General features: G+C 39.3%; 19 protein-coding genes. All 19 read right to left on the bottom strand.

Annotated features, from left to right (window positions below):
* Positions 1-133: 133 nt before the first annotated feature.
* On the bottom strand, positions 134-790 hold the full coding sequence (locus COD92_RS16225; RefSeq protein WP_098531485.1) for a DUF2306 domain-containing protein: 657 nt from the start codon (positions 788-790) through the stop codon (positions 134-136).
* A 3-nt stretch (positions 791-793) separates the two neighbouring features.
* Positions 794-1,303: a GNAT family N-acetyltransferase gene (locus COD92_RS16220; protein WP_098531484.1), complete on the bottom strand. Its 510-nt coding sequence runs from the start codon at positions 1,301-1,303 to the stop codon at positions 794-796.
* A gap of 73 nt (positions 1,304-1,376) precedes the next feature.
* Positions 1,377-1,976 (bottom strand): TetR/AcrR family transcriptional regulator, encoded by a 600-nt coding sequence (locus COD92_RS16215; protein WP_098531483.1) that lies wholly within the window; start codon positions 1,974-1,976, stop codon positions 1,377-1,379.
* 32 nt (positions 1,977-2,008) lie between these two features.
* Positions 2,009-2,653: a VC0807 family protein gene (locus COD92_RS16210; protein WP_098531482.1), complete on the bottom strand. Its 645-nt coding sequence runs from the start codon at positions 2,651-2,653 to the stop codon at positions 2,009-2,011.
* Positions 2,654-3,114: 461 nt separating this feature from the next.
* Positions 3,115-4,182 carry an NAD(P)H-dependent flavin oxidoreductase gene (locus tag COD92_RS16205; protein WP_098531481.1) on the bottom strand — a complete coding sequence of 356 codons (1,068 nt, stop codon included), beginning with the start codon at positions 4,180-4,182 and terminating at the stop codon, positions 3,115-3,117.
* Positions 4,183-4,305: 123 nt separating this feature from the next.
* Positions 4,306-6,186 (bottom strand): sigma-54-dependent Fis family transcriptional regulator, encoded by a 1,881-nt coding sequence (locus COD92_RS16200; protein ID WP_098531480.1) that lies wholly within the window; start codon positions 6,184-6,186, stop codon positions 4,306-4,308.
* 255 nt (positions 6,187-6,441) lie between these two features.
* Positions 6,442-7,821: a dihydrolipoyl dehydrogenase gene (gene lpdA / locus COD92_RS16195; protein ID WP_098531479.1), complete on the bottom strand. Its 1,380-nt coding sequence runs from the start codon at positions 7,819-7,821 to the stop codon at positions 6,442-6,444.
* Between the two features lie 15 nt (positions 7,822-7,836).
* Entirely contained in the window at positions 7,837-9,057 is a 1,221-nt protein-coding gene (locus COD92_RS16190) for a dihydrolipoamide acetyltransferase family protein (protein ID WP_098531478.1), read from the bottom strand.
* Between the two features lie 20 nt (positions 9,058-9,077).
* Positions 9,078-10,106: an alpha-ketoacid dehydrogenase subunit beta gene (locus tag COD92_RS16185; RefSeq protein WP_098531477.1), complete on the bottom strand. Its 1,029-nt coding sequence runs from the start codon at positions 10,104-10,106 to the stop codon at positions 9,078-9,080.
* 70 nt (positions 10,107-10,176) lie between these two features.
* Complete coding sequence (locus COD92_RS16180) at positions 10,177-11,169, bottom strand: thiamine pyrophosphate-dependent dehydrogenase E1 component subunit alpha (RefSeq protein WP_098531476.1); 993 nt, start codon at positions 11,167-11,169, stop codon at positions 10,177-10,179.
* 256 nt (positions 11,170-11,425) lie between these two features.
* On the bottom strand, positions 11,426-12,088 hold the full coding sequence (gene fsa / locus COD92_RS16175) for a fructose-6-phosphate aldolase (RefSeq protein ID WP_098531475.1): 663 nt from the start codon (positions 12,086-12,088) through the stop codon (positions 11,426-11,428).
* Between the two features lie 30 nt (positions 12,089-12,118).
* Positions 12,119-13,018 carry a phosphogluconate dehydrogenase (NAD(+)-dependent, decarboxylating) gene (gene gnd / locus COD92_RS16170; RefSeq protein WP_098531474.1) on the bottom strand — a complete coding sequence of 300 codons (900 nt, stop codon included), beginning with the start codon at positions 13,016-13,018 and terminating at the stop codon, positions 12,119-12,121.
* 21 nt (positions 13,019-13,039) lie between these two features.
* Complete coding sequence (tkt, locus tag COD92_RS16165; RefSeq protein WP_098531473.1) at positions 13,040-15,034, bottom strand: transketolase; 1,995 nt, start codon at positions 15,032-15,034, stop codon at positions 13,040-13,042.
* A 23-nt stretch (positions 15,035-15,057) separates the two neighbouring features.
* The gene (zwf, locus tag COD92_RS16160) at positions 15,058-16,569 is read right to left on the bottom strand and encodes a glucose-6-phosphate dehydrogenase (protein WP_098531472.1); all 1,512 of its coding nucleotides are present in this window, start codon (positions 16,567-16,569) and stop codon (positions 15,058-15,060) included.
* A gap of 76 nt (positions 16,570-16,645) precedes the next feature.
* Positions 16,646-17,317, bottom strand: coding sequence for a ribose-5-phosphate isomerase RpiA (gene rpiA, locus COD92_RS16155; protein ID WP_098531471.1), 672 nt, complete (start codon positions 17,315-17,317; stop codon positions 16,646-16,648).
* A 50-nt stretch (positions 17,318-17,367) separates the two neighbouring features.
* Entirely contained in the window at positions 17,368-17,502 is a 135-nt protein-coding gene (locus COD92_RS16150) for a BA3454 family stress response protein (RefSeq protein WP_098531470.1), read from the bottom strand.
* A gap of 475 nt (positions 17,503-17,977) precedes the next feature.
* Positions 17,978-19,549, bottom strand: coding sequence for a response regulator transcription factor (locus COD92_RS16145; protein WP_098531469.1), 1,572 nt, complete (start codon positions 19,547-19,549; stop codon positions 17,978-17,980).
* Positions 19,542-21,332, bottom strand: a complete 1,791-nt coding sequence (locus COD92_RS16140; RefSeq protein WP_098531468.1) for a sensor histidine kinase — start codon at positions 21,330-21,332, stop codon at positions 19,542-19,544. Before COD92_RS16140 ends, COD92_RS16145 begins: the two co-directional genes overlap by 8 nt.
* A gap of 204 nt (positions 21,333-21,536) precedes the next feature.
* Positions 21,537-23,873, bottom strand: a complete 2,337-nt coding sequence (locus tag COD92_RS16135) for a glycoside hydrolase family 95 protein (RefSeq protein ID WP_098531467.1) — start codon at positions 23,871-23,873, stop codon at positions 21,537-21,539.
* Positions 23,874-23,954 lie beyond the last annotated feature (81 nt).

Genomic DNA, 23,954 nt, shown 5'->3' with positions numbered 1-23,954 from the left:
CATAGGGATTCAAGTTTATTTTTAAACACCTTAAATGGCAAAGAGTATATTAAAATACCATAAGAAAAAGTTTACTCTGCAACTCTACTTTTATTGAAAAAATTTTTGTATTTTTGACTAAAAGATTAAAGATTCATTTAACAAGTGGGTCGACCGTTCGGATTTTCCTGTTTTTTGGTAAGTTTTTATTTCTCCGGTTTCGCCATTCCACAAAAAATAGGTTAATACTAATCCCAATGTAGACTGCAAGAGGAAAAGATAAAGATGGACCTAGAAAGATTGAAAGTGGAATTATGACAATCCGAAAGGTGACAAACACCCATGTAATCGCATAACTGCGGAGAATCCATTCCTTATGGGCACTTATTTTTCGCTGAGCTGCTTTGATAACCCCTATTGAAGTCGTCCACAGCCAGAAGAAGTTAAGAACAAGAAAGGCAATTGATGACCCCAGGCCGCCAGTTGCAGATAGGGTAAGATAGGGAACCATTAGAATATTAATAAAAATGGCCACCGCATACACTTTACCAAGCACTTTATGAAGCCCTGGTTTTTTCCTACTTAACTTTGTCATTTGAAACGGTCCAATCGCAAGTGAAATCGTCCCTAATAGAATATGAGGATAGAAAAACCATTTCCACTTCGACACAGAGAAATGGGGGTCTTCCATCTTCCCTTTTACCATTGGAGCATGCTCAACCCCATTAAGGAGGAACATCCAAAAAATATAAATCATAAACAAACCAATCACACCATACATCGATCCTACAGTAAACCTTCCATTTTTCATGTTCTATACTCCCCCTATCATTTTTTCATAGCATTTATACGGAGCTGATCGGAATGGATAGCGGACATTTCCTCTTTCTTGATAACCTGCTCGTTCATACATCTTGACGGCCCCATCATTTACACTAAAGACATCAAGACGAATACTGGTATATCCATTTATAACGGCATATTCTTCGGCAAATTGGAGCAGCTGTTTTCCATATCCCTTGCCTTGGTTTAAAGGATGAACGGCTAAACGATGAATAACCAAAGGGTTCCCCTCCCTATCCTCCCAGTTAAGTTCTTGATATTTTTTGCTTTGGTTTGTATCTACGACAACAGCACCGATTAATTTTTTGTCTGATAGGATGCCATACAGATTTCCTTTCTTTAAATCTGCTTTAATAATAAAACGGTTAGGGTAGTATCTGTCCCACTGATGGATGCGCTTTTTCCTTAAATCAGATGAAATCTCTCGATAAAATTGAAGGACTTCTTTCAACTCTTTCAGTCCCATTTCTTGAATGACCATAAATGTCACCTCAATAATTATAAAAACCGACCGTCGGTATGTTTGTAAGAATAAGTCCCCCATCACTAGGGGATTAGGTTAAACTCTTACTTATCACTTTAAAAATATCATTCATATTCACCTTATCCTTTTCATCTGCGGATAAGATTTGGGTGACCCGTATTCCATATGAAAATGTCATCATCAAAGTAGACATTTTTTCAGCGTCAATATTTGCAGGTATTACTCCATTCTCCTGCCCCATTTTGATCCATTTGGTTCCTATTTCTTTCGTATATTGAAAAATATCCTGGAGGATCTTTTTAACCTTTTCGTTATCCTGGCTTAATAAATAGATAAAAATTAAGTTTCCTGTATCATAGGGATCTTGCCTGGAGTTAAAAAATTGACTGACCACACTAAAACTTTTATTCTCAGTGGTTTCGTCTTTAATGGATTGCGTAATGGCCTGGTGAAAGGTTTCATTCATTTCTTCAATCTTGGATTTTAGAATGAGCCCAAATAATTCATCCTTACTCTCGACATAATGGTAAATGGCCCCTTTTGACAACCCGGATCTTTCGATAATGTCCTTCAAGGTGGTATTACGGCAGCCTTTTTCAAGTATGATTTCTTCGGTGATGGCCAGGATGTGTTGAAAGCTTTGATTATTGTAGATGGCTGAATTTGTCATATGATTACCTTCTTTACTAAATCTAGGAGTATTTACTGAATATGAGTCAATTTATCTAACCGTACTTTCGCATATCGACGGTACACAATGGTAAATATAATGGCGGCCCCAATGATACTATAAAAAACAAGTTGTGAGATGGCTAAAAAGGCGGTTATTGAAAGTTCATAAACAAGGATGGTCTTCACGATGGCCTCGCCCACTAAAGCGATGCCCCAAATGGCTGTCATGATTCTTAGTACAGATCGGAAATAAGGGATTTCCCAGTTTTTCTCGAATTTGCCTTTCTGTTGGGATTCATCTTCAGACGTAAATTTTATCGCAAAGTGATAAATTAATGGTTTAGAAAAGAATAGGGAGGCAATAAAAATGAGTCCTAATAAACCGGTGACCATTGATTCCCTTAATAAAATGAGCCTTTCGTTTCCACCGAGGACAAATGCCAGTAGACTTAAGATGAAGCCGGTCAGCATAAATAGCCCAAAGGAATCGGCTTTTTTATATTTCACGATATGGTATAGATTATCCCCTAGTGGAATTAAGGTGGCAATTAACAAGGAGACAAAGCTTGAATAATAGTCTTTGAGAAGATTATAGACTATTACAGGTATGGCACCATTGACAATCAAACTGACAGCAATCATTTGGATTAATTTCCTTTTGGACGAAACTTTCACGTTCCGAACACCCCTTTTTAATTTCCATATTTTACAATTTTTATTTTACAAACCGACTGTCGGTTTGTCAATTGGTTTTTTTTTACTTCAATTCCTCCAGACGGAAACCATATCCGGTAACACTTATTTCCATTTATTGTAGAATAAGCGTTGGATTTTGGAGAATAAATCTTGAATTACGTTGAATTAAGACCTTTCAATTATTAAAGTGGTAAATATTTTCCAATTATTGTTGAATCCAAGCTTTGATTTGTAGAAAAAAATTATTAATGGTAGAATTACTCCCCAACTTCGTAGAATTTAGTTCCTAATTTGTTGAATTCCTCCTACAGGACCCACATTTATTAATTTTCTTATAAAATCCACTTAAGTTAAAAAGGAAAATTCCTCAATTAACCGTATAATTTCTTGTTAGAAGAAAAAAGAGAACCTCAAAATTTATATTGAGGTTCCCTACTGCTTTATGAAAGTATCCTTTTTGCCCCTGCCACCAAGTCACTTATCAGTTTCTCCGCAGGTATCTCATTTTGTAACAGTCTTGTCCCCTGGCCCGCCCATAACGACATAAACTCCGGATTATTTTGTAAAGCGGCTTCCTTACGAATATCACTCGTCAGCGTATTTTGAGTTGGAAAATCAGCAGGACTAACATTCGCATCTTGGTATGCTTGAATAAAAGCATTCTTAATTCCCCTCGCTGGACGACCCGAAAAAACTTTAGTAATAACCGTACTTTCTTCCGTGCTTTTCACAAGTGCTTCCTTATAAACTGGATGCGCTCCCGACTCCACCGTCGTTAAAAATGCTGTTCCCATCTGAACTCCTTGTGCCCCTAAGGCTAATGCAGCGACAAGGCCGCGGCTATCCATGATTCCTCCGGCCGCGACCACCGGGACTGAAACTGCATCAACTACCTGCGGGACAAGAGAAAACGTTCCGATTGTGGCACCAAGCGTGTTTTTTTCAATTTCAAAAGTACCTCGATGCCCACCAGCATCACTTCCCTGGGCAATAATGATATCTGCCCCCTCTTTCTCGGCCAGTTGTGCCTCACGAACCGTCGTGACCATCGATGTAACCTTAATTCCTTGCTCCTTGACTTTTGCCATTTTGTCTCGAGGAAGTATACCAAAAGCGGTAGAAATGACGGGTACTTTTTCTTGGATTAGAACTTCAAACTGTTCCTCAAAAAAGTTGTTGGTTTCAACTTTTTTGTTCAAATACTCCAGCCCTAGCTTTTCTCGAATCACATTTAGAACCTTCTGTGACTCTTCAACCCCATCATATTGATCTTGCCAATCTGTACAAAACAAATTTACAGCAAATGGTTTTGAGGTTTGCTCCTTAATTTTCCGAATAGCTGCCCTGATTCCTTCTGGCTTCATATAGGCAGCACCCAAGGTTCCTAAACCGCCAGAGTTCGAAACACTCGCAACAAGCTCTACTGTCGTCGGACCTCCAGCCATTCCCGCTTGGATAATAGGATTGGTAATACCGAGTATTTCGCATAGTTTTGTGTCAAGATGCATCTACTACTTCCCTCCATTCCAATTTTGAACCTATATTACTACTATCTAGTTAAAAGATTATTTGGTCAATCTAAATCTTCAACCATAAAAAATAGCACACACTATTGTGCTATTTTTTTCACCTTACAATCCAAACTTTTGAAGTCTTTTATAAAAAGTACTTCTTGGGATGTCGACTAATTTTGCTGCTGCAGTCACATTTCCTTTTGTCTTTTTTAATGCATCCAACATTATATCTCTTTGTATTTTCTCACGTGCGGTTAACTGTTTCTCATCGTCCTCGACATCCTCTTGTTCCATGGCTGGAGGAATGGAAGGATAGTTTATCCTTAATACTTCAATCGAGTTAACTAAAATGTCCATACCATCCTGATTATCATGTAACATGATGTTCAATCGCTCGAGAATATTCGTTAATTCTCTAATGTTTCCTGGCCATTCATAGTCTCTTAATCTAGTTAATAAATCGTCTATGTGAATGTTGTTCCAATTATTCTTTTGACAAATATGCCTAATGATATATGGGATATCTTCTTTTCTGTTTCTTAATGGAGGGACATCGATCGGGTACACGTTCAAACGATAATATAAATCCTCTCGAAAATCCCCATCTCTTACAAGTTCCAATATGTTACGGTGTGTAGCTGTTATAACACGTACATCCAATGGAACTTCCTTCGTACTGCCTAGAGGAGTAATCTTTCTTTCCTGAAGCACTCTCAATAAAGCAACTTGCATCGTATGAGGGATTTCACCGATTTCATCTAGAAAAATGGTTCCCTTATGGGCCTGTTCGAATTTTCCTTTATAGCCCTTCCGTCTTGCCCCGGTAAATGCTCCCTCTACATAGCCAAAAAGCTCACTTTCCATTAAGTCCTTTGGAATGGCACCACAATTTAATGAGATAAAAGGACCATTCTTTCGCGGACTGTTGTCATGGATTGCCTGTGCAATCAGTTCTTTCCCTGACCCGGTTTCGCCTGAGATAAACACGGTCGCATCTGTTGGAGCTACGAGTTTTACCTTTTTTAGTGTGTTTTGAAAAGCCTCACTTGTTCCACATTCACCTTTAAATACAAAGGGAGTTGATGGGATAGAGGAAGTAAACAAAGTCTGGCGATTAGAAGCTGGCAGCTCTGATAAATAAAAGCAGCTTCCTAATAAGCAATTGCCTTCTTTTGATAGGAACGGCATCTCAAAATCAATCTGGTACCCGTTATGTGTAATGTCAAAGAGATTCATGCCAATAGACTGAGGGCTTCTTTCTCGAAATGATTTGCTAGCCGCTACTATCATTTGTTTTTGATTACATACGATGAAGAGCTGATTTGGATGTGACTCAGATAATTGAGTCGCCTGTTGAATAAGTTCTAATTCTTTTTGATAGTACCTCCTGCTTATTTCTTTTTCAATTGCATAAGCAACCGAGGTAACCATCCCAAGCATAAAAGGATGGGAATAATTAATCGGGCATGATACATCAATAACCCCCATTAAGTTCCTACTATCATCAAAGATAGGAGTTGCGGAACAGCTCCATTGATGAGAAGCTACGGAATAATGCTCAGCACCATTAATAATAACGGCTTCTTTAGTTTGTAATGCCGTCCCAATCGCGTTAGTACCTACTTCACACTCGGTCCATCGCACCCCTTCAACAAAATTAATTTTCCTGGCATCATTTAAGGTTTTTTCATTTCCAGTTAATGATAGTACATATCCATCTGGATCGACCAATAATGCCATCATTCCTGATTCTTTTATCGCTTGATCAATCTTGTTTAAATATGGAGATGCTATTTCTATCAACATAGAATTCTTATTTTTTATAGTATGTAATTGCTTTTCAGTTAATAAATTCCGGCCTCTATTTAAATATGGGTTTACCTTTTCTTCCTTACAGCGGTACCAAGATTCTAAAATTAGTTTGTTTATCCGAGCTGTATCAAGAACGTCCTCTTTGACAAAACGCTTCCACGCATCTAAATATAAGGTAGTATTCATGGAACCTCCTCTAATCATGGCCAAAAATTCGAATTAGATTTGAGATAGATTTCTTGTTTTTACATCTAGCGAAGGTGATAGGAGTTAAAGAAGTAGTTTTATAGAATGAGGTTTAGGGCACAATTCAATTATAGTAAACCATGAATTCGCTTTCAACAAATAGCTCATAGTGTAAAGAAAATTTAAAAAAATAAACTTCGCGCAACAAACGCGAAGTTTAGCAAAATTCGTAGAAATTTCTGATTAAACTTACTTTTAAACATGTACAGCGTGGCCAACTGCACTAAGTAATGCTTCATGGACTGCTTCAGAAAGACTTGGATGGGCAGCGATGAAATTTTCCATTGTTTCTGTTGTTAATTCAGCATGGAGCATGACCGTACCTTGTCCAATTAGTTCCGTAGCGTGGGGACCGACAATGGAGACACCAAGGATTTCACCAAATTGTGGTTCAATTAACACCTTAACTTTCCCGTTCCGTTCGTTAGCTATAAGCGCCTTTCCATTAGCAGAAAACGGAAATTCTCCTACCCTTATATCGCCATACTGTTCCCTTGCCTGTTTTTCTGTTAACCCTACCCCTGCAATTTCAGGAGATGTATAGATACAGCGGGGTACAGCACGATAATTTACTTGAGATTCTAGTCCGCAAGCATTTAAAGCAGCCACTGCTCCTTCATGAAAGGCCACATGGGCAAGCTGTATACCTCCGATGATATCTCCGCATGCATATATATTGGGAATATTCGTTTGCATTTGATGATTAACCGTAATGCCTTTTCTTGAAAAATCAATTCCAATTTTCTCAAGACCTAAATGATTCACTCGCGGCTTACGACCGATCGACACAAGGACGTAATCTGCTTGAACCTCATGCAAACCATTTTCGTTTTTAAAATAGGCTGACTTTTGTTCTGAATTCAATTCCTTTAGTGCGGTGGAAGGATAAATTGTTACACCATCACTTTCCAACTGCTTATGTAAGATCAAGGCGACATCTTCATCTTCTCCTGGAAGCAGCTGATCAGCCATCTCAACAATGGTGACTTTTGTTCCCAATCTGCTATAAATGCTAGCAAACTCGCAGCCTATTACACCTCCGCCGACAATCAGTAAAGACGATGGGATCGACGGAAGCGACATCGCCTGACTACTATGAATGACCCAATTTCCGTCAAAAGAAGCAAATGGTAATGAAATGGGGTCAGAACCTGCAGCGATGATTACCTTGTCCGCTGTTACATCTACTTGTTTCCCGCCAGTATCAACCCTTATAACACGGTCAGTGACGAAAGAGCCAGCACCTTTAATGACTTTTACTTTATTTTTCCTCATTAAATATTGAATCCCTTGTACAAGTGTTGAAACAATATTATTTTTACGAAGCAGGACAGCATTCCAATCAATCTCTAATTGACCAGACGGAAGCCGTATTCCAAAATCACCCGCATGTTTAACCTTACTGTATACCTCCGCACTTTCTAACAGTGACTTTGTGGGCATACATCCTTCATTTAAGCAAGTTCCTCCTAGCGGTCCTTGATCAATGATTGTTACTTCTTGCCCCTGCTGGGCTGCAGTAATCGCAGCCACATATCCAGCAGGACCACCACCAATAATGGCAATCGATGCCAAGGCAATCCCTTCTTTCTATAAAAGCATGGTTATTGGCTCTTCTAAGTACTGTTTCACAGTTTGTAAAAACGCTGCCGCCGGAGCACCATCCAGCACACGGTGGTCAAAGGTCAGACTGAGCGGAAGAATGCTTCTTCGCTCTACCTTATCACCCACAAAACTTGGAGTGTCATAAACAGCCCCCACACCTAGAATTCCTGTTTCAGGTGGATTTAAGACTGGTGTAAAGTGTTCGACACCATAGGAACCCAAATTACTAATCGTAAACGTGGAACCCTGCATCTCTTCATTCGAAAGCTGCCCTTGTCTTGCCTTTTTCGCCAGCTCTTTAATAGTTCGTGACAAATCAATCAACTTGTGAGTATCGGCATTACGAATAACCGGAACAACCAAGCCTCTATCCAGCGCAACGGCCATACCAAGATGAACAGACTTAAACAAATGAATTTTATCGTCAATCAATGCACTGTTCATTTGCTGATGCTGCTGAAGTGAAAGGACAACTGCTCGTGCGATATAGTCGGTCAATGTTAATTTTTGATCATAACGATTTTTAATGGTTTCGGCTGTTTGTTTTTGTAAAGCAATGAGTTCAGTTACATCTATTTTCATATTTATGGTTAACTGAGCGGTTTTTTGTAAACTATCGTACATACGTGCGGCAATAACCTTACGGATTCCGCTGACAGTTACTTGTTGTGTCTCTTCTTGCAATCCCACCGGTTTTTCTTCACTTTTTTCTTTCTTCTGAATAGATGACTTCTTTAATGCATCCTGAACGTCCTCTTTGGTAATCCTTCCTCCAGGTCCTGAACCCTGGATTTCCTCAATATTAAGGTTAGCTGCCTCAGCCATCTTTTTAGCAATTGGGGAAATTTTCACTCGTTCTCCTGCTTTTCTGGCTGGTATTGATTCCGAAGGTTTGTTTGCAGAAGCCTCATTTTCCACTTCAGGCTTTTGTACAGGGACTAAAGCCTGCCCCACAGCTACTTCTTCACCAGGTTTCCCAATAAAACAAATGACAGTTCCAGGCGGTACCCCTTCTCCCTCGGGAACAGTAATTTTCAATACTGTTCCCTCTGCTGGAGATTCTACGTCAATTTCAATTTTCTCTGAATTGACGCTAGCAATAGGTTCTCCCTTTTCAACTGAATCCCCGACTCCCTTGTTCCATAAGGAAACCGTTCCTTCTTTCATGGCCATTCCCAGTTTCGGCATGACTACTTCTACTGCCATTCCTTGTCTCCCCTTCCCCTTTACACTTCTAATGGTGCACCTACTAGCTCTGTTACTACCCTAACTACTCTCTCTGGTGTAGGCAAATAAAGATCTTCAAGTGCAGGAGAGAACGGCACTGGAGTATGTGGTGCGGTAATGCGTTTAATTGGTGCATCTAGATAATCGAAACCCTTATCCGCCACAAGTGCCGCAATATCCGTAGCGATGCTACATCTTGGATTAGCTTCATCAATGACGATTAAACGGTTAGTTTTTTCTACAGAGGTAAGTATTGTTCTTTCATCCAATGGTGATAGACTGCGAGGGTCCACAATTTCTACTTCAATTCCTTTAGCAGATAGTTGTGAAGACGCCTCTAATGCGGTATGAACCTGTTTACCGATAGCTACTATCGTGACGTCCGTTCCCTCCCGCTTGATATCTGCTTTTCCTAATGGGATTGTATAATAATCTTCTGGAACATCACCTGTCATATTATAAAGAGTCTTATCTTCAAAAAAGATGACCGGGTCGTTGTCTTCAATCGCAGCAAGTAATAATCCTTTTGCCTCATATGGCGTGGATGGAACAACCACTTTCACGCCAGGAATGGCCGTAAACAATGCATAAAGACTTTGCGAATGCTGGGCAGCCGCTCTAAATCCAGCCCCGTGCATAGTCCGAATTGTAACTGGAACCTGCGCCTTGCCGCCAAACATATAGCGAAACTTTGCTCCCTGATTTAATACTTCATCTAAACAGCTTCCGATAAAGTCATTAAACATTAACTCTGCAATTGGTCGTAGACCAGTAGATGCTGCGGCCATTGCCGCACCCATATAACCTGCTTCGGTAATCGGTGTATCTAGTATTCTCTCACGTCCAAATTCCTGAACAAGCCCTTTGGTGACCCCAAGTACACCTCCCCATGCATCTTCATCTTGCAAGTGATCGACCTGAGCTCCACCAGCAACATCCTCACCCATTAGAATGACATTCTCGTCCTTACGCATTGCAAGTTTCATCGCCTCATTTATGGCGGCTGACATACTCAATTTTCTAGTCATGATTGATTCCTCCTTTTAATTGAAAAATCAGAAATTATTTTTTAGTTCCCCTTCTACAAGTTTCCATTAATTAATAGGAAACGTAGACATCGGTTAACAATTCCGAGGGACTTGGATATGGACTCTCTTCACTAAATTTCACCGCTTGGTTAACAGCTTCTTGGACAGATTCTTCTAACGAAATTAATTCTTTTTCAGCCATAAGCTGCTCATTTAATAAATGATTTCTAAATAAAAGAATGGCGTCTTTTTCTTGCTTATGCTCTGTTTTTTCATGCTCTGTTTTGTATTTCTGGGCATCTCCCTCAAAGTGTCCGTAATTACGATAAGTCACACACTCAATTAAGGTTGGGCCTTCACCACGCCGCGCTCTTTGAACCGCTTCTTCCGCCGCCTGGTAAACAGCCAAAACATCCTTTCCGTCAACCTTAATCCCAGGAATGTTATAACCAATCGCACGATCCACAATTGATTTACAGCTGGATGCGTATGAAAATGGTGTAGCTTCTGCATAACCATTATTTTCTGCAACGAAAACAACTGGAAGCTTCCAAATGGCAGCTAGATTTATTCCTTCATGGAATGTCCCGTGGTTTTGAGCACCGTCGCCAAAGAAGCAAACGCTTACATTATCTGTCTTTTTATACTTGGCAGTTAGAGCTGAACCGCATACGAGTGGAAATCCGCCGCCAACAATTCCATTTGCCCCAAGCATCCCTTTGTCAAGGTCCGCAATATGCATGGATCCTCCTTTTCCTTTACATAACCCCGTAACTTTCCCATAAATTTCAGCCATCATACCGTTTAAATCGCAGCCTTTTGCAATACAGTGCCCATGTCCGCGATGGGTGCTTGTAATACTATCTTTATCATTTAAATGGGCACAAACCCCAACGGCTACTGCCTCTTCTCCAGCATATAAGTGAACAAATCCAGGCAAGATTCCTTGGGCAAATAGCTCATGGACCCTATCCTCAAATTTACGGATTTCTAACATTTTTTGATACATCCACTGTGCTTTTTCCTTAGTTAAAGCTACATCTTTGCTTTCCAACGTTCTCATTATTTCAACCTCCCCGATAAAATTGATTACAACTTTTATAGTTGCAAGAACCATGCCAAGAATTTAAACCGGACCATTTCAACATTCAACAAAAATGAACGAACAAAAAAAGAGACAAAACGAGACAGATGTCTCGTTTTGTCTCTTTTTGATTAGGTAATCATCATAAAAGAAAGGATATGTGTAATACAATAAAAGCAAAAGGGTTAGAAGTCTTTTTAAAAGATCTCTAACCCTTTTGGCTTTTTAATAATAATTAAAGAGCATTTTTCCAATCAGCAGCAAACTTTTCAATACCTTGATCAGTTAATGGGTGTTTTGATAATTGCTCAATTACTTTAAATGGAATGGTTGCAATATGAGCGCCAGCTAATGCTACACGAGTAACATGGTCTGGGTGACGAACGGATGCTGCAATGATTTGTGAATTTAAATTTTGAACACGGAACAATTCAGCAATTTTTGCAACAAGTTGTACACCATCTTCGCTAATATCATCTAAACGGCCCAAGAATGGGGAAACATAGGTTGCGCCAGCACGTGCTGCCAATAACGCTTGGTTGACAGTAAAAATAAGGGTAACATTTGTTTTAACACCTTTTTTAGTAAGGTAGCGGCATGCCTCTAACCCATCCAATGTCATTGGAAGTTTAATGGTGATATTTTTATCTCCGCCATTAATTTTGATGAGTTCGTTTGCTTCTGCAATCATTTGTTCAGCTGTTAAAGCGTTTGGAGTTACTTCTGCAGAAACAGACTCAACTTCTGGAACAGCATTTAAAATTTCAGCAATACGATCTTCAAATTTAACTCCCTCTTTAGCAACCAAGGAAGGGTTTGTAGTAACACCTGATAAAACCCCGATTTTATATGCCTTTTTAATTTCGTCTAAATTTGCAGTGTCGATAAAAAATTTCATTTCATTTCCTCCAATTCATATTATACCCTCTTATTTTGACTCTTTTTCGACCGCATGTCCACCAAATTGATTTCTTAAGGCGGCTACCACTTTTCCTGTAAAGGTGTCATTCTCTAAAGAACGATAACGCATCATTAATGAAAGAGCAATAACGGGAGTCGCAGTTTGAAGGTCAAGGGCTGTTTCAACTGTCCATTTCCCTTCACCAGAAGAATGCATAATCCCTTTAATTTCATCCAAATTCGGATATTTTGAGAAAGCATTTTCTGTTAATTCCATCAGCCAGGAGCGGATGACAGAACCGTTATTCCAAACTCTGGCTACTTTTTCATAATCGTAATTGAAATCACTTTTCTCAAGGACTTCAAATCCTTCCCCTATCGCAGCCATCATGGCATATTCAATTCCATTATGAACCATCTTTAGGAAGTGGCCGCTGCCGGCTTTACCAGCGTAAAGATATCCATTTTGTACGGATGTATCTCTAAAAAGAGGCTCAACGATTTCCCAAGCCTCAGGATCACCGCCAACCATATAGCAAGCCCCGTGCCGTGCACCTTCCATACCGCCTGAAGTACCAGCATCCATAAAATGAACCCCAATTCCCTTCAATTCGTTATAACGTTGGGTAGATTCTTTATAATGGGAATTCCCTGCTTCAATGACAATATCTCCTTCATTTAAAAACGGGAGAATTTCACCAATCACGGAATCCACATGTGCGTGTGGAACCATTATCCAAAGAATTCTTGGCTGATTTAACGATTGAACAAGTTCTTTAAAGCTTGAAACGCCTGCTGCACCTTGTTTTTTCATATCCTCAACAGCACTAGGGTTTACATCGAATGCTACTACTTCATGGTTGTGTTCGATTAGATTTTGTCCTAGGTTAAAACCCATTTTTCCTAGACCAATTAATCCTACTTTCATGATATATTCCCCCAGCTTTTTTTACTTATTTAAAACGGCTTTGGTGATATGAACGACATTTTCAGTCGTAAAGCCAAAATGTTTCATGACGGATGCACCATCTCCTGAGGCACCGAAGGACTCAATCGAAAGGACTTTTCCTTCAAAACCAACATAGCGTTCCCATCCTAATCGGATCCCCATTTCGATTGCCACACGTTTTGTCACCGAAGAAGGGAGCACAGCCTCTTTGTAATCAGCTGATTGCTTGTTAAACAATTCCCAGCTTGGCATTGCGACAATCCGAACTGAAATATCTTCTTTTTCAAGCTCGGTCTTTGCATTAACAGCCAAGGAGACCTCAGAGCCTGTGGCCATTAAGATTACATTAGGGTTCGAATTGGTTTCGGTTAATACATAAGCACCCTTAGATACCTTGTCTAGATTAGCCTGCGTTTCATTATATACCGGTAAGTTTTGACGGCTTAGAACCAAGGCGACTGGTCCTTCTGTTTGTTGAAGAGCATAGGCCCAGGCACTTGCTGTTTCATTTGCATCTGTTGGTCTAATCACAGTTAGGCCAGGGATCGCACGAAGAGCAGCTAAATGTTCCACTGGCTCGTGTGTTGGACCATCTTCCCCAACTGCGATGGAATCATGTGTAAACACATAGATAACCGGAAGTTTTGATAGAGCCGCTAAGCGAATAGAAGGACGAAGATAATCATTGAATACAAAGAATGTACTAACAAAAGGCTTTAATCCGCCATGATAAGCCATCCCGTTTGCTGCGGCACCCATTGCATGCTCGCGGACACCGAAATAAACATTACGAGCACCGTAAGATTCAACAGCGTAAATTTGTTCCCCTTTAATCTCAGTCATCGTAGAGTGAGAAAGGTCTGCGCTGCCTCCAAAAATGGCTGGGACGGATTTCACAAAATGGTTAATGGCATCCCCGCTGGCAACACGCGTTGATACCGCTTTGCCACTATCAAACGTTAAAATATCGTTGGCATCAATGAGGACTTTTCCGGAAATCGCATTAGTTAACTGTTCTGCCAATTCTGGATTCTCTTTTTGATAAGAATCAAATAATTGGTTCCAGCTTTGTTCTGTTTCGATCCCCTTACGCTGTAATTGTTCAAAATGGGCTTTTACTTCATCTGGAACGTAGAAATCCTCTTCATAAAGCCAGTTATAGGCCTGTTTCGTCACTTTACCTTCTTCTGCTCCAAGCGGTGCACCATGAGCTTTATTAGTTCCTGCTACTTTCGGACTACCGAAACCAATGATTGTTCTGATTTCGATCAAACTTGGCTGGTCCGTATTTTGTTTTGCCGATTGGATCGCCTTTGTAATGGCCTCAATATCGTTGCCATCTTCAACTCTTAGATAGTCCCAGTGGGCAGCTTCTGCTCTTTTTTTGACATCTTCAGAGAAGGAAACGTTCAATTCACCATCAAGGGAGATATCATTGGAATCATATAACACTACCAGCTTTCCTAGCTTCATATGCCCTGCCATTGACATCGCTTCGTAGGAAACCCCTTCCATTAGGTCGCCGTCCCCCACTAATGCATAGGTATAATGATCAATTACAGGAAATCCTTCTTTATTAAATTTGGCTGCTAGATGGGCTTCCGCCATAGCCATCCCTACAGCATTGGCAATCCCTTGTCCTAATGGACCAGTCGTCGCTTCAACACCAGGCGTATGACCGAATTCGGGATGGCCTGGGGTTTTACTATTCAATTTTCTGAAGTTCTTCAAATCATCCATCGATACATCATACCCAAATACATGTAGCATGCTGTATAATAAGCTGGAACCATGACCGGCAGATAAAACGAATCGGTCACGGTTAAACCAGTGTGGATTTTTGGGATTATGATTCAAATGGTTCGCCCATAATGCATAGGCCATTGGTGCTGCCCCCATCGGGAGACCCGGATGGCCAGAATTGGCCGCATTGACCGCATCAATGGATAAGGTCCGAATCGTTGTTACCGCCAAGTTATCAATATTTTGTGTCATCTCATTTTCCTCCTAGAGCTTCTTTAATTCTGATGTGCGATCTCTTTGCTTTCTTGACTATTGTCCAACCACCATTTGAACCCATTTTCTTCTATTAGGGAATCTGCGGCTTCAGGCCCAAAGGAACCAGCCCAGTATTCATGAAGAGGCAATCGATTTTCCTCAAAAGCATTCAGGATTGGCTGCACCCACTCCCAAGATAATTCAACCTCTTTCCAATGTGCAAAGAAAGTAGAATCCCCGATTACCGCATCATAAATCAGTCTTTCGTAAGCTTCAGGAATACCTAATCCCTTGTGCTTCGAATCTTCACAAGAAAAATTTATCCTTACAGGTTTTATTTTCCCGTTTAATGGATTCTTACTATTCAACTGCAGCGTAACATTTTCATCTGGGCTGATTTCAATGATTAATAAATTAGGCTCTACTTTTTGTTCATCTTGGTTATAAACAAGTTTTAAGCTGTTTTTAAATTCGATAACGATGCGAGTAGACTTTTCTTTCATTCTTTTTCCAGTCCGGATATAGAATGGAACATCACTCCAAAGTGGATTATCAATCCATAAACGTGCAGCTACAAATGTATCTGTTTGAGAAGAAGGATTTACTCCCGGCTCCTCACAATAGCCCGCTACTAATTTCCCATCCATCTCTCCAGAAGCATACTGTCCACGAACAATGTGAAATTGAGCATTTTCTTTACTTACCGGGCGGAGGGCTTCCATTACCTTACGTTTTTCATTTCTGATCTCAGCGGCATTTACCTTGTAAGGCAAGTTCATCGCGGTCATCATGAGCATTTGCAGCATATGATTTTGTACCATGTCGCGAATAGCACCCACCTGATCGTAATAACCTGCTCTTTTTTCAACTCCAACCGTTTCGCTAGCAGTAATTTGAACATTCGCTATATGATCTTTATTCCAGATCGACTGTAGGACGGGGTTTGCAAATTCAAGCGCTTCGAGGTTCTGAACCATTGGCTTTCCTAGGTAATGGTCGATTCGAAAAATCTCTTCTTCTTCGAAGGCCCTGCTAAGTTTTTCATTAAGCTCTCTAGCTGACTGAAGGTCATGTCCAAATGGTTTTTCGATGATTAATCGTTTCCATCCCTTTGTTGCACCTAGTCCGCTATGTTTAATATTCAGCGCAATGGTATCGAAGAATTCTGGTGCAACTGACAGGTAAAACATGCGATTTTCCGCAATTTGCAGTTCTTCTTCTCTTTCCTTGATCAATTTGAGTAGTTTTTGATAATCCTCTGGTTGTTTGACATCTAATGTACTGAAACGAAAATCCTTTAGAAAATCCCCCATTTGACTCGCTTCATGCTCTAAGCGGCGTGAGTACTCTACGATAGATTCTTTTACTTTTTCTTGAAAATCAAGATGTGTTAAATTACCTCTGCCAAGTCCAATAAAGGAAATGCGTTTTGGCAGCTTTTGATCTATATATAAATTATAAAGAGCCGGGTATATTTTTCTCTTTGCTAAATCGCCCGTTGCTCCAAATAATACAAAAGTCATTGATTCCATTTTTGTTTCTCCTCTTAATTGAAAAAATTATCTATAAATTGTACTACTGATTTATTTTCCCTAATTCAAACCCGATTTATTTTCGCCTATTAATGTCAATTTCCTTTTGTCCATTTAAGGTAATGACGATGTCAGCCATTCCAACAAATAACCCATTATCCACAACACCAGGTATGAGATTCAGGTCTCTTTCTAACTCACCAGGATGGGTAATCTTTTGGAAGCTGCAGTCAAAAATATAATTCCCATTATCTGTTTGATAGGGACTTCCATTGTGTTGCCGCAGCTTTGGTGAACCGCCAAGCACTTCCAAATATTTTTGTGTCATTTCCATGCCAAAAGGCACCACTTCTACGGGAAGTGGGAAGGCTCCTAATGTATCGACTAGTTTTTGTGAGTCGGCGACAACAATAAATGTATTAGCTGCTTTCGCGATGATTTTCTCTCTTAAAAGGGCACCTCCGCCGCCTTTAATAAGGTCTAATTCAGGGGTTACTTCATCAGCTCCATCTATCGCCACATCAATATGGTCTATTTCTTTAAACGAAGCCAATGGAATACCTAACTCTCTAGCCAATTTCTCTGTCTGCAAGGAAGTTGGGATGCCTTTTATTGAGAGACCTTGTTGAACTAATCTTCCTAGTTTAGTGATCGTATAAAATACAGTTGAACCCGTCCCAAGTCCAATGACCATTCCATCTTTTACATAATCGGCCGCTTTTTCTCCGACTGCTTTTTTCTCATTCAAGGTAGTTTTGCCCCTTTCATTCAAGACCTTGAGATATGAAACTTGCCTACTTAATTTAACCTTTGTTTCTTAATTTGTTCCTTTGCAATCTTTAAAATTTGTTTTTCAGGTGTGCCCTTCTCAACCATTACATTTGTTAAATAATTTTTTCCTCTGTAATGAATCATCAAAGTAACTTCCACCATTTTTACACATCCCTCAAAGTTCATTTATTGAAAAAAACTTTTCTATATAAGGTAATAATAAGTAACCTGTATTAAATAACGTAACCATCATACTCCCACCCCTTTTTTATCGTCAAGAAAAATAACTCGACTTAAAGATATTCGATAATAAAAATAAAGCACAAGTTCTATCTGACTCCTTTTGAGCCACCGCGTAATTGGATCTAAATATTCACAAAGTGAAATCGAGAATATCATTAACCATGGAAGAAATGCGATGCCTTCTGGCGTCATTTCGCCTGATCAAGCAAAGATTGTTTCCGAGTGGCTGGCTCAGAAAAAGTAATAAACAATAAAAGGAATGCCTTTAACAAAATTCAAAGATATAAAAAACAGTGGATTTTTTATACCCACTGTTTGGTCCCCCTGCTAACTTTCCTCATTAATTTTTAAACCATTCTAGGATTTCTTTGAGTTGCTTCTTTTCAAAAGTTAGTTAAAGGGCATTTTCTGTTTTTTCCTTTTTTCGATAAGTTGTTGGAGACATACCTATATACTTTTTAAACTTATTATGGAAATAATCGACATTTGTATATCCTACCTGTTCTGCTACCTGATAAACCTTATACCCCTGAGAAAGTAAGGCTTTGGCATTTTCCATTCTAACTATATCAAGGTACGTATTAAAATAATTCCCTGTATAATTTTTAAATAGTTTTCCCAAATAGGCACTATTATAATTAAATAAATCAGCAAGGGTGTCTAGCTTTAGATTCTGATGATAATTACGATGAATAAAATCTACTAACTTTTTAATTTGAACCGTTTGATCCCCTACATCTAAATTTCCGATAATTTCCTTGAAGATTTTATTGATATAACCAATAAGTGACTGAAAATTAGGTTGATTTTGGATATCGACCACATTTATTGAGACCTCCGTTATTACCCGTTGAAGGCCAGTCTTAGCCACAGAACATTTACTTAAAAGATTCGTAACTAACTGAATAAATCTCTTTTTGATTTCTTCTTCTGTAAAATGTAAGTTGACCATTACTTGTGCTGCTTCCAGGATCCTTTCTGAAAGTGCCTCTATATTAGCAATATCAATTGCATAATAGATTTTTTCAGAATAGTCTTGTAAAGGGAAATCATTATGTAAAATCTCTATGCTAGTCGGTTGATTTCCCTTAATGAATACTTCCGAATCCTTTTTTAAGATACAATTCTCTTTGTAAAAGAATTGTTGATCCAATAAGGATTTAGTTTCATGAAACGCATGTTTAACCTCATAGATATTACTAAATTCTTCACTTATACTAATAATAATACTTATCTTATTAGCTGTTTTTGAGATGGTTTCATAAAGATTTTTTTGACTTTCTTCTGTTTTTACGGATTCCTTTAACAAAATACCTAAATAATGTTCAGTAGAAAATACCATTCCTTTTTGCGGTTCAAATGTAGTTTCGAGTTTCTCTTTTAGAGAGTTTAGGGGAGTGGCCTCTGGTTTGGTAGAATTCCGTTCTTTTATTAAAACCAAGGTAAACTTTTTCCAATCTAGTTTAAGTTGTTCAACTTTAGATTGTACATCAAGATGTTCCGTCGCGTCTTCTGTATTTAACAATCCTTTCAGCAGGTTGTCTTTATGAAAGGAAAGGTTGTGACTTTGTAATTGTATGATTTCCTTAGTCTTGTCCATCTTAGCTTTTAGAGGCCCTAATATCTCTATAAGTTCGTCTTCATCAATTGGCTTTAATAAATATCCAGTCACATTAAAGCGGATGGCTTTTTGTGCATAATCAAAGTCTGCATAACCACTTAGGATAATAAAATGTATGTTAGAATTTGTCATCCTAATCGCTTCAATTAATTGTATTCCATCCATTCCTGGCATTCGAATATCTATAATCATCAAGTCTATGGAATGTTTTTTTAGTTTTTCTAGTGCATCGTATCCATCAACGGCTGTATCCACTACTTGGAAACCATGATCAGACCAAGGTATTAAGCTTTTTAAGCCATCACGAATCAGTGGTTCATCATCAACAATTAAAACACTAAACATATTCGTTTCCCCCTTTTGGTATGCTGAACGAAATACATGTCCCCTTGCCAACTTCACTCTCTATAACAAGTCCGCTGCTATTGCCAAAGGTCAAACATAATCTTTGATGAACATTCATTAATCCAATTCTGTTTTCCTTGCTGTCATCGATATCGTTTAGTGTTCTATGAATTGCCTCGATTTTCTCCTTACTAATTCCCGTTCCATTATCCTTTACTCGGACTTGTAAATGGTTATCAAAGACCCTGGTTATGACACTTACCTTTCCGCCTTTCCCCTTATCTTCTAATCCATGGATGACAGCATTTTCTACTAAAGGCTGGATAATTAACGGGTGAATTAAAAGGCTCTCCGATACTGGATCTATGTCTAACTCATATTCAAGTCGGTCTTCATATCGAAACTTTTGGATTTCTAAATAGGAGACTACCATTTCGATTTCTTTCTTTAAATAAATCATTTCGGCAGAAACTTCTATACTTTTTCTCATTAACTTTCCTAATTGCTTTACAACACTGGAAATTTCCTTTTCACCTTTTATATGGGCCTTCATACGAATGGATTCTAAAGCATTAAACAAGAAATGTGGATTAATCTGGCTGGCCATCATTTTTAGCTTCATTTCCTGCTGTCGTTTCTCCAAAATATTTTTCTCAAGATGCATTTTTTCTAGCTCCGTGATGAGATCTTTAATATTTTTGACCATTCGACTCAACTGGTTAGAAAGTAACCCAATCTCATCACTGCCCTCAACGTGTATCACTTCATCTAAATTTCCTTCTGCAACCACATTAATTTGATTACTCAGGGTAACAATGCGATGAGAAATTAATTGGGAGAAGAGATAAATCAAAATGACAGCGATTACAAAGCTAATAAAAATAACCGTAACTCCAAGGTATACAAAGCTATTTGCATCAGCTAATATCGTATCGTTAGGAATAACCGATACAAACTTTAGTTCATTTAGGCTTGTGTCAGGAAGCAATAAATCTACCACTATCTCTGATTGTTGGCCATTCACTTTCCCACGAATGGAGCCCTTGTTTCCTATAAGCCTTTGGTCCGTTTTAATGATATGATCTAACTTCTTTCCGATAAAACTTTTCCGGTTGGAGACCACAACATTATTGTTATCATCGACAATCATGATGGGTGAACTTTCTTGATTTAGGATCGTATTTAGGTTATCTGTATTGACATCGATAACTAAAGTCGAGCTTGTCTTATAATCAAAATAATTAATTTTCCGAACCAGGCTTAAATACATACGGCTTTTTTTGGTCTCATCTGGCATATAAAACCATCCATTAAGCCCATTTGCCTTGTCCGCCGACTTATACCAAAAGGTATTCTTAATGGAGTCCTCTGCCGGCATAAACTCCCAATTATTCAGCATGGTGGAATTGTCCACATATAAACGAATATTAGATAGTTCATCAAAATTATTGAGAGATGTTTTGAATGCTGTATACCCTCGGTAGGCCTCCACGACTTGCTGTCTAGTGCTATACCTCGTATTTACAAGCTCCTTTAATTGTTGGTCTAATGTTAGATTGTTGGCCACATAAATAGCTGATTCCAATGTTTCGGCTGTTCGTTTCTTTACCCTCTCAATATTGGCGGCTGATTCACTAATGGCATCGTTTAATGCCTTAGTCCTAAGTTCATGCGTCAAATAAAATCCAACAAGAAGCAAAGGGATAATGACTGCCACAAAAAATGAAAATACCAGCTTTGAATGTATGTTACGGTCATTAAATTTTTTGATAAAATATTTCAACAAAGGCCCACCGCCATGAGGAATAATATGTAAATTTGGTGATTATTTAAATTATACACTAGATTCATATAGTGTTGAAGATATATTAAAAAACCTGCCGAAACAGGTCTTCATTTGTAAATTTATAGTTTTAGTTATCCTGTTCTATGTTTGCTGCAGCATTAACTGGGTAATTCTATTAATTCAAATTTATATTTCTTTTTACTACATAGAGTGAATCGTAATCATTATCTTCTCATTTTCTTCCATAAAAAAAGTTTGTGGATGCTCTAACACTGTACCGTCGGATTTCGTAATTTTTAGTGGTGCATGGAAGTATCGTACCTGACACTCTCCTTGACGTGTCGACACAATTTCCGCCTTTTTCAAACGGTAATTCTCCCACTCTACATGTATGATATATCCGCCCCTAGCCCTTATTCCCCTGATATAACCGCTAGGCCATTTCTTTGGCAATGCCGGTAGTAAGTCAATACCGCCTAAATGGCTTTGGACCAGCATTTCAGCAATACCGGCAGTACCGCCGAAGTTCCCATCGATTTGAAAGGGAGGATGATCATCAAAAAGATTCGCATGGGTAGAACGGGCTAATAAGGTCTGAATGTATAAATAGGCCTGTTCTCCGTCCTGAAGGCGGGCAAAGAGGTTAATCAGCCATGCACAGCTCCAGCCCGTATGGCCTCCGCCTTTTTCTATCCGAGCCTCCAAAGATTTCCTTGCCGCATGCATTAATTCTGCTGTCTGGATAGGGTTGATTTGATTCCCTGGATATAAACCATATAGATGGGAAAGATGCCGATGCCCTGGCTCATACTCTGGAAAATCCTCAAACCATTCCTGAATACGGCCCTTATCATTGATTCGAAAGGGAACTAATCGTTTCTTGGCAGCCTTTACTTGTTCACAAAACTCTTCATCGATAGATAACAGGCCGCAGGCTTCGATAAAATTAGAGAACAATTCCCTTATTAGTGTCATGTCCATCGTCGAAGCAAACGAAACACTACAAGGCTGTCCCTCATTTGTTAAAAACTTATTCTCCGGTGAAGTAGATGGATTCGTTACGAGATAACCATTAGGACCTTCGATTAACCAATCAAGATAGAACTCAGCCGCCCCTTTCATTAAGGAATATGCCTTATCTCTTAAGAATGAAAGGTCCCGAGTAAAGAGGTAATGTTCCCATAAATGACTTGTTAACCATGCCCCGGCGAGAGGCCAGAATGCCCATGAGGCTTGTCCCGACGAAGGTGTAGACATCCGCCAGAGATCAACATTATGGTGAACAGCCCACCCTCTTGCACCATACAGTCCTGAAGCGGTCTTCTCCCCAGATTGGCTTAAATCTTCAATCATAGTAAATAATGGCTGATGGCACTCACTTAAATTACATACTTCTGCAGGCCAATAATTCATTTCAACATTAATGTTGGTTGTGTAATTAGAATTCCAAGGTGGCTGTACAGATGGGTTCCATATCCCTTGTAAGTTTGCTGCTTGTGTACCCGGACGGGAACTTGTCAGCAGCAAATATCTTCCATACTGGAAGTATAGCGCTTCCAATTCTAGATCATTTTTTTCAATTTTATACTGTTGCAGCCTTACATCCGTTGGTAAGTGATTGTGATGTGATTCTCCTAAATGAATGTCCATCCGACTAAATAACTGACTGTGATCTTGAATATGATGGTCCAACAATTGGACAAATGTTGATTGCGCGGCCGTTTTCAGCCGTTGATAGGCTTCACCTGACATTTTTTCAAGATTCGGGTCAGGTTTTTCATTGAACTCCGTGAAATTAGTGTTGGCTGTTAATAAGAGAATGACGGAATCTGTATCGCTAATCTCGATTTTGTTATTTTGAATAGTTATGGTTCCCTCATTTGTAATAGCCTGAAGACAGACAATAAATTGTATTCCTTCATGTTCGTCATATTCTATTTGATTTGGGACTTTAACGGATATTGGGCTTCGCCCACGGAGAGTTACTTGATTTGCTGCTTCATCGATCGTATGTTGAAGTAATGAGCCTAAATAAGCGCTAATATGAATGGAAGGCTGATTGGCCTGGATCTTCACCGCAAGTACTTGATGGGGATAACTAATAAACGTTTCCCGTGTGTAATGAGCTTCATCTACATTGTACTCCGTTTTTGCTATCCCAGTGTTTAAACTCAATTCTCGTTTGTAGTTTGAAGCTGTCCCATTAAAATGATGGTCGATATACAAGTCGCCAAGCGGCTGGTAAGCCTCACCATCCTCACCGACCATGTTTGCCTCTATCAGCTGCTCTGCTTCAGCATATTTCCCCTCAAATATAAGTTGTCTCGCTTCATGTAAATAATCATAAGCTTCATAATTAGTTTTATCTTGTACCGTACCAGACCAAAGGGTGTCTTCATTCAATTGAATTCGTTCATTCTGAATGCCCCCAAAAACCATAGCGCCAAGCCGTCCATTCCCGAGCGGCAATGCTTCCTCCCACTTGGCTGCAGGCTTGTCATACCATAGCTTCCAGATCTTTTGATTGGTGGTAATCATGTTAACCTCCATTTATACCGTTTTTTATACACCCTAACCTCGGGAGGATACCTCCGAGGTTAGGGTGTATGTTATTTACTA

The sequence above is a fragment of the Bacillus sp. AFS037270 genome, from assembly GCF_002585305.1.
This window is presented reverse-complemented; position numbering and strand designations above follow the sequence as displayed.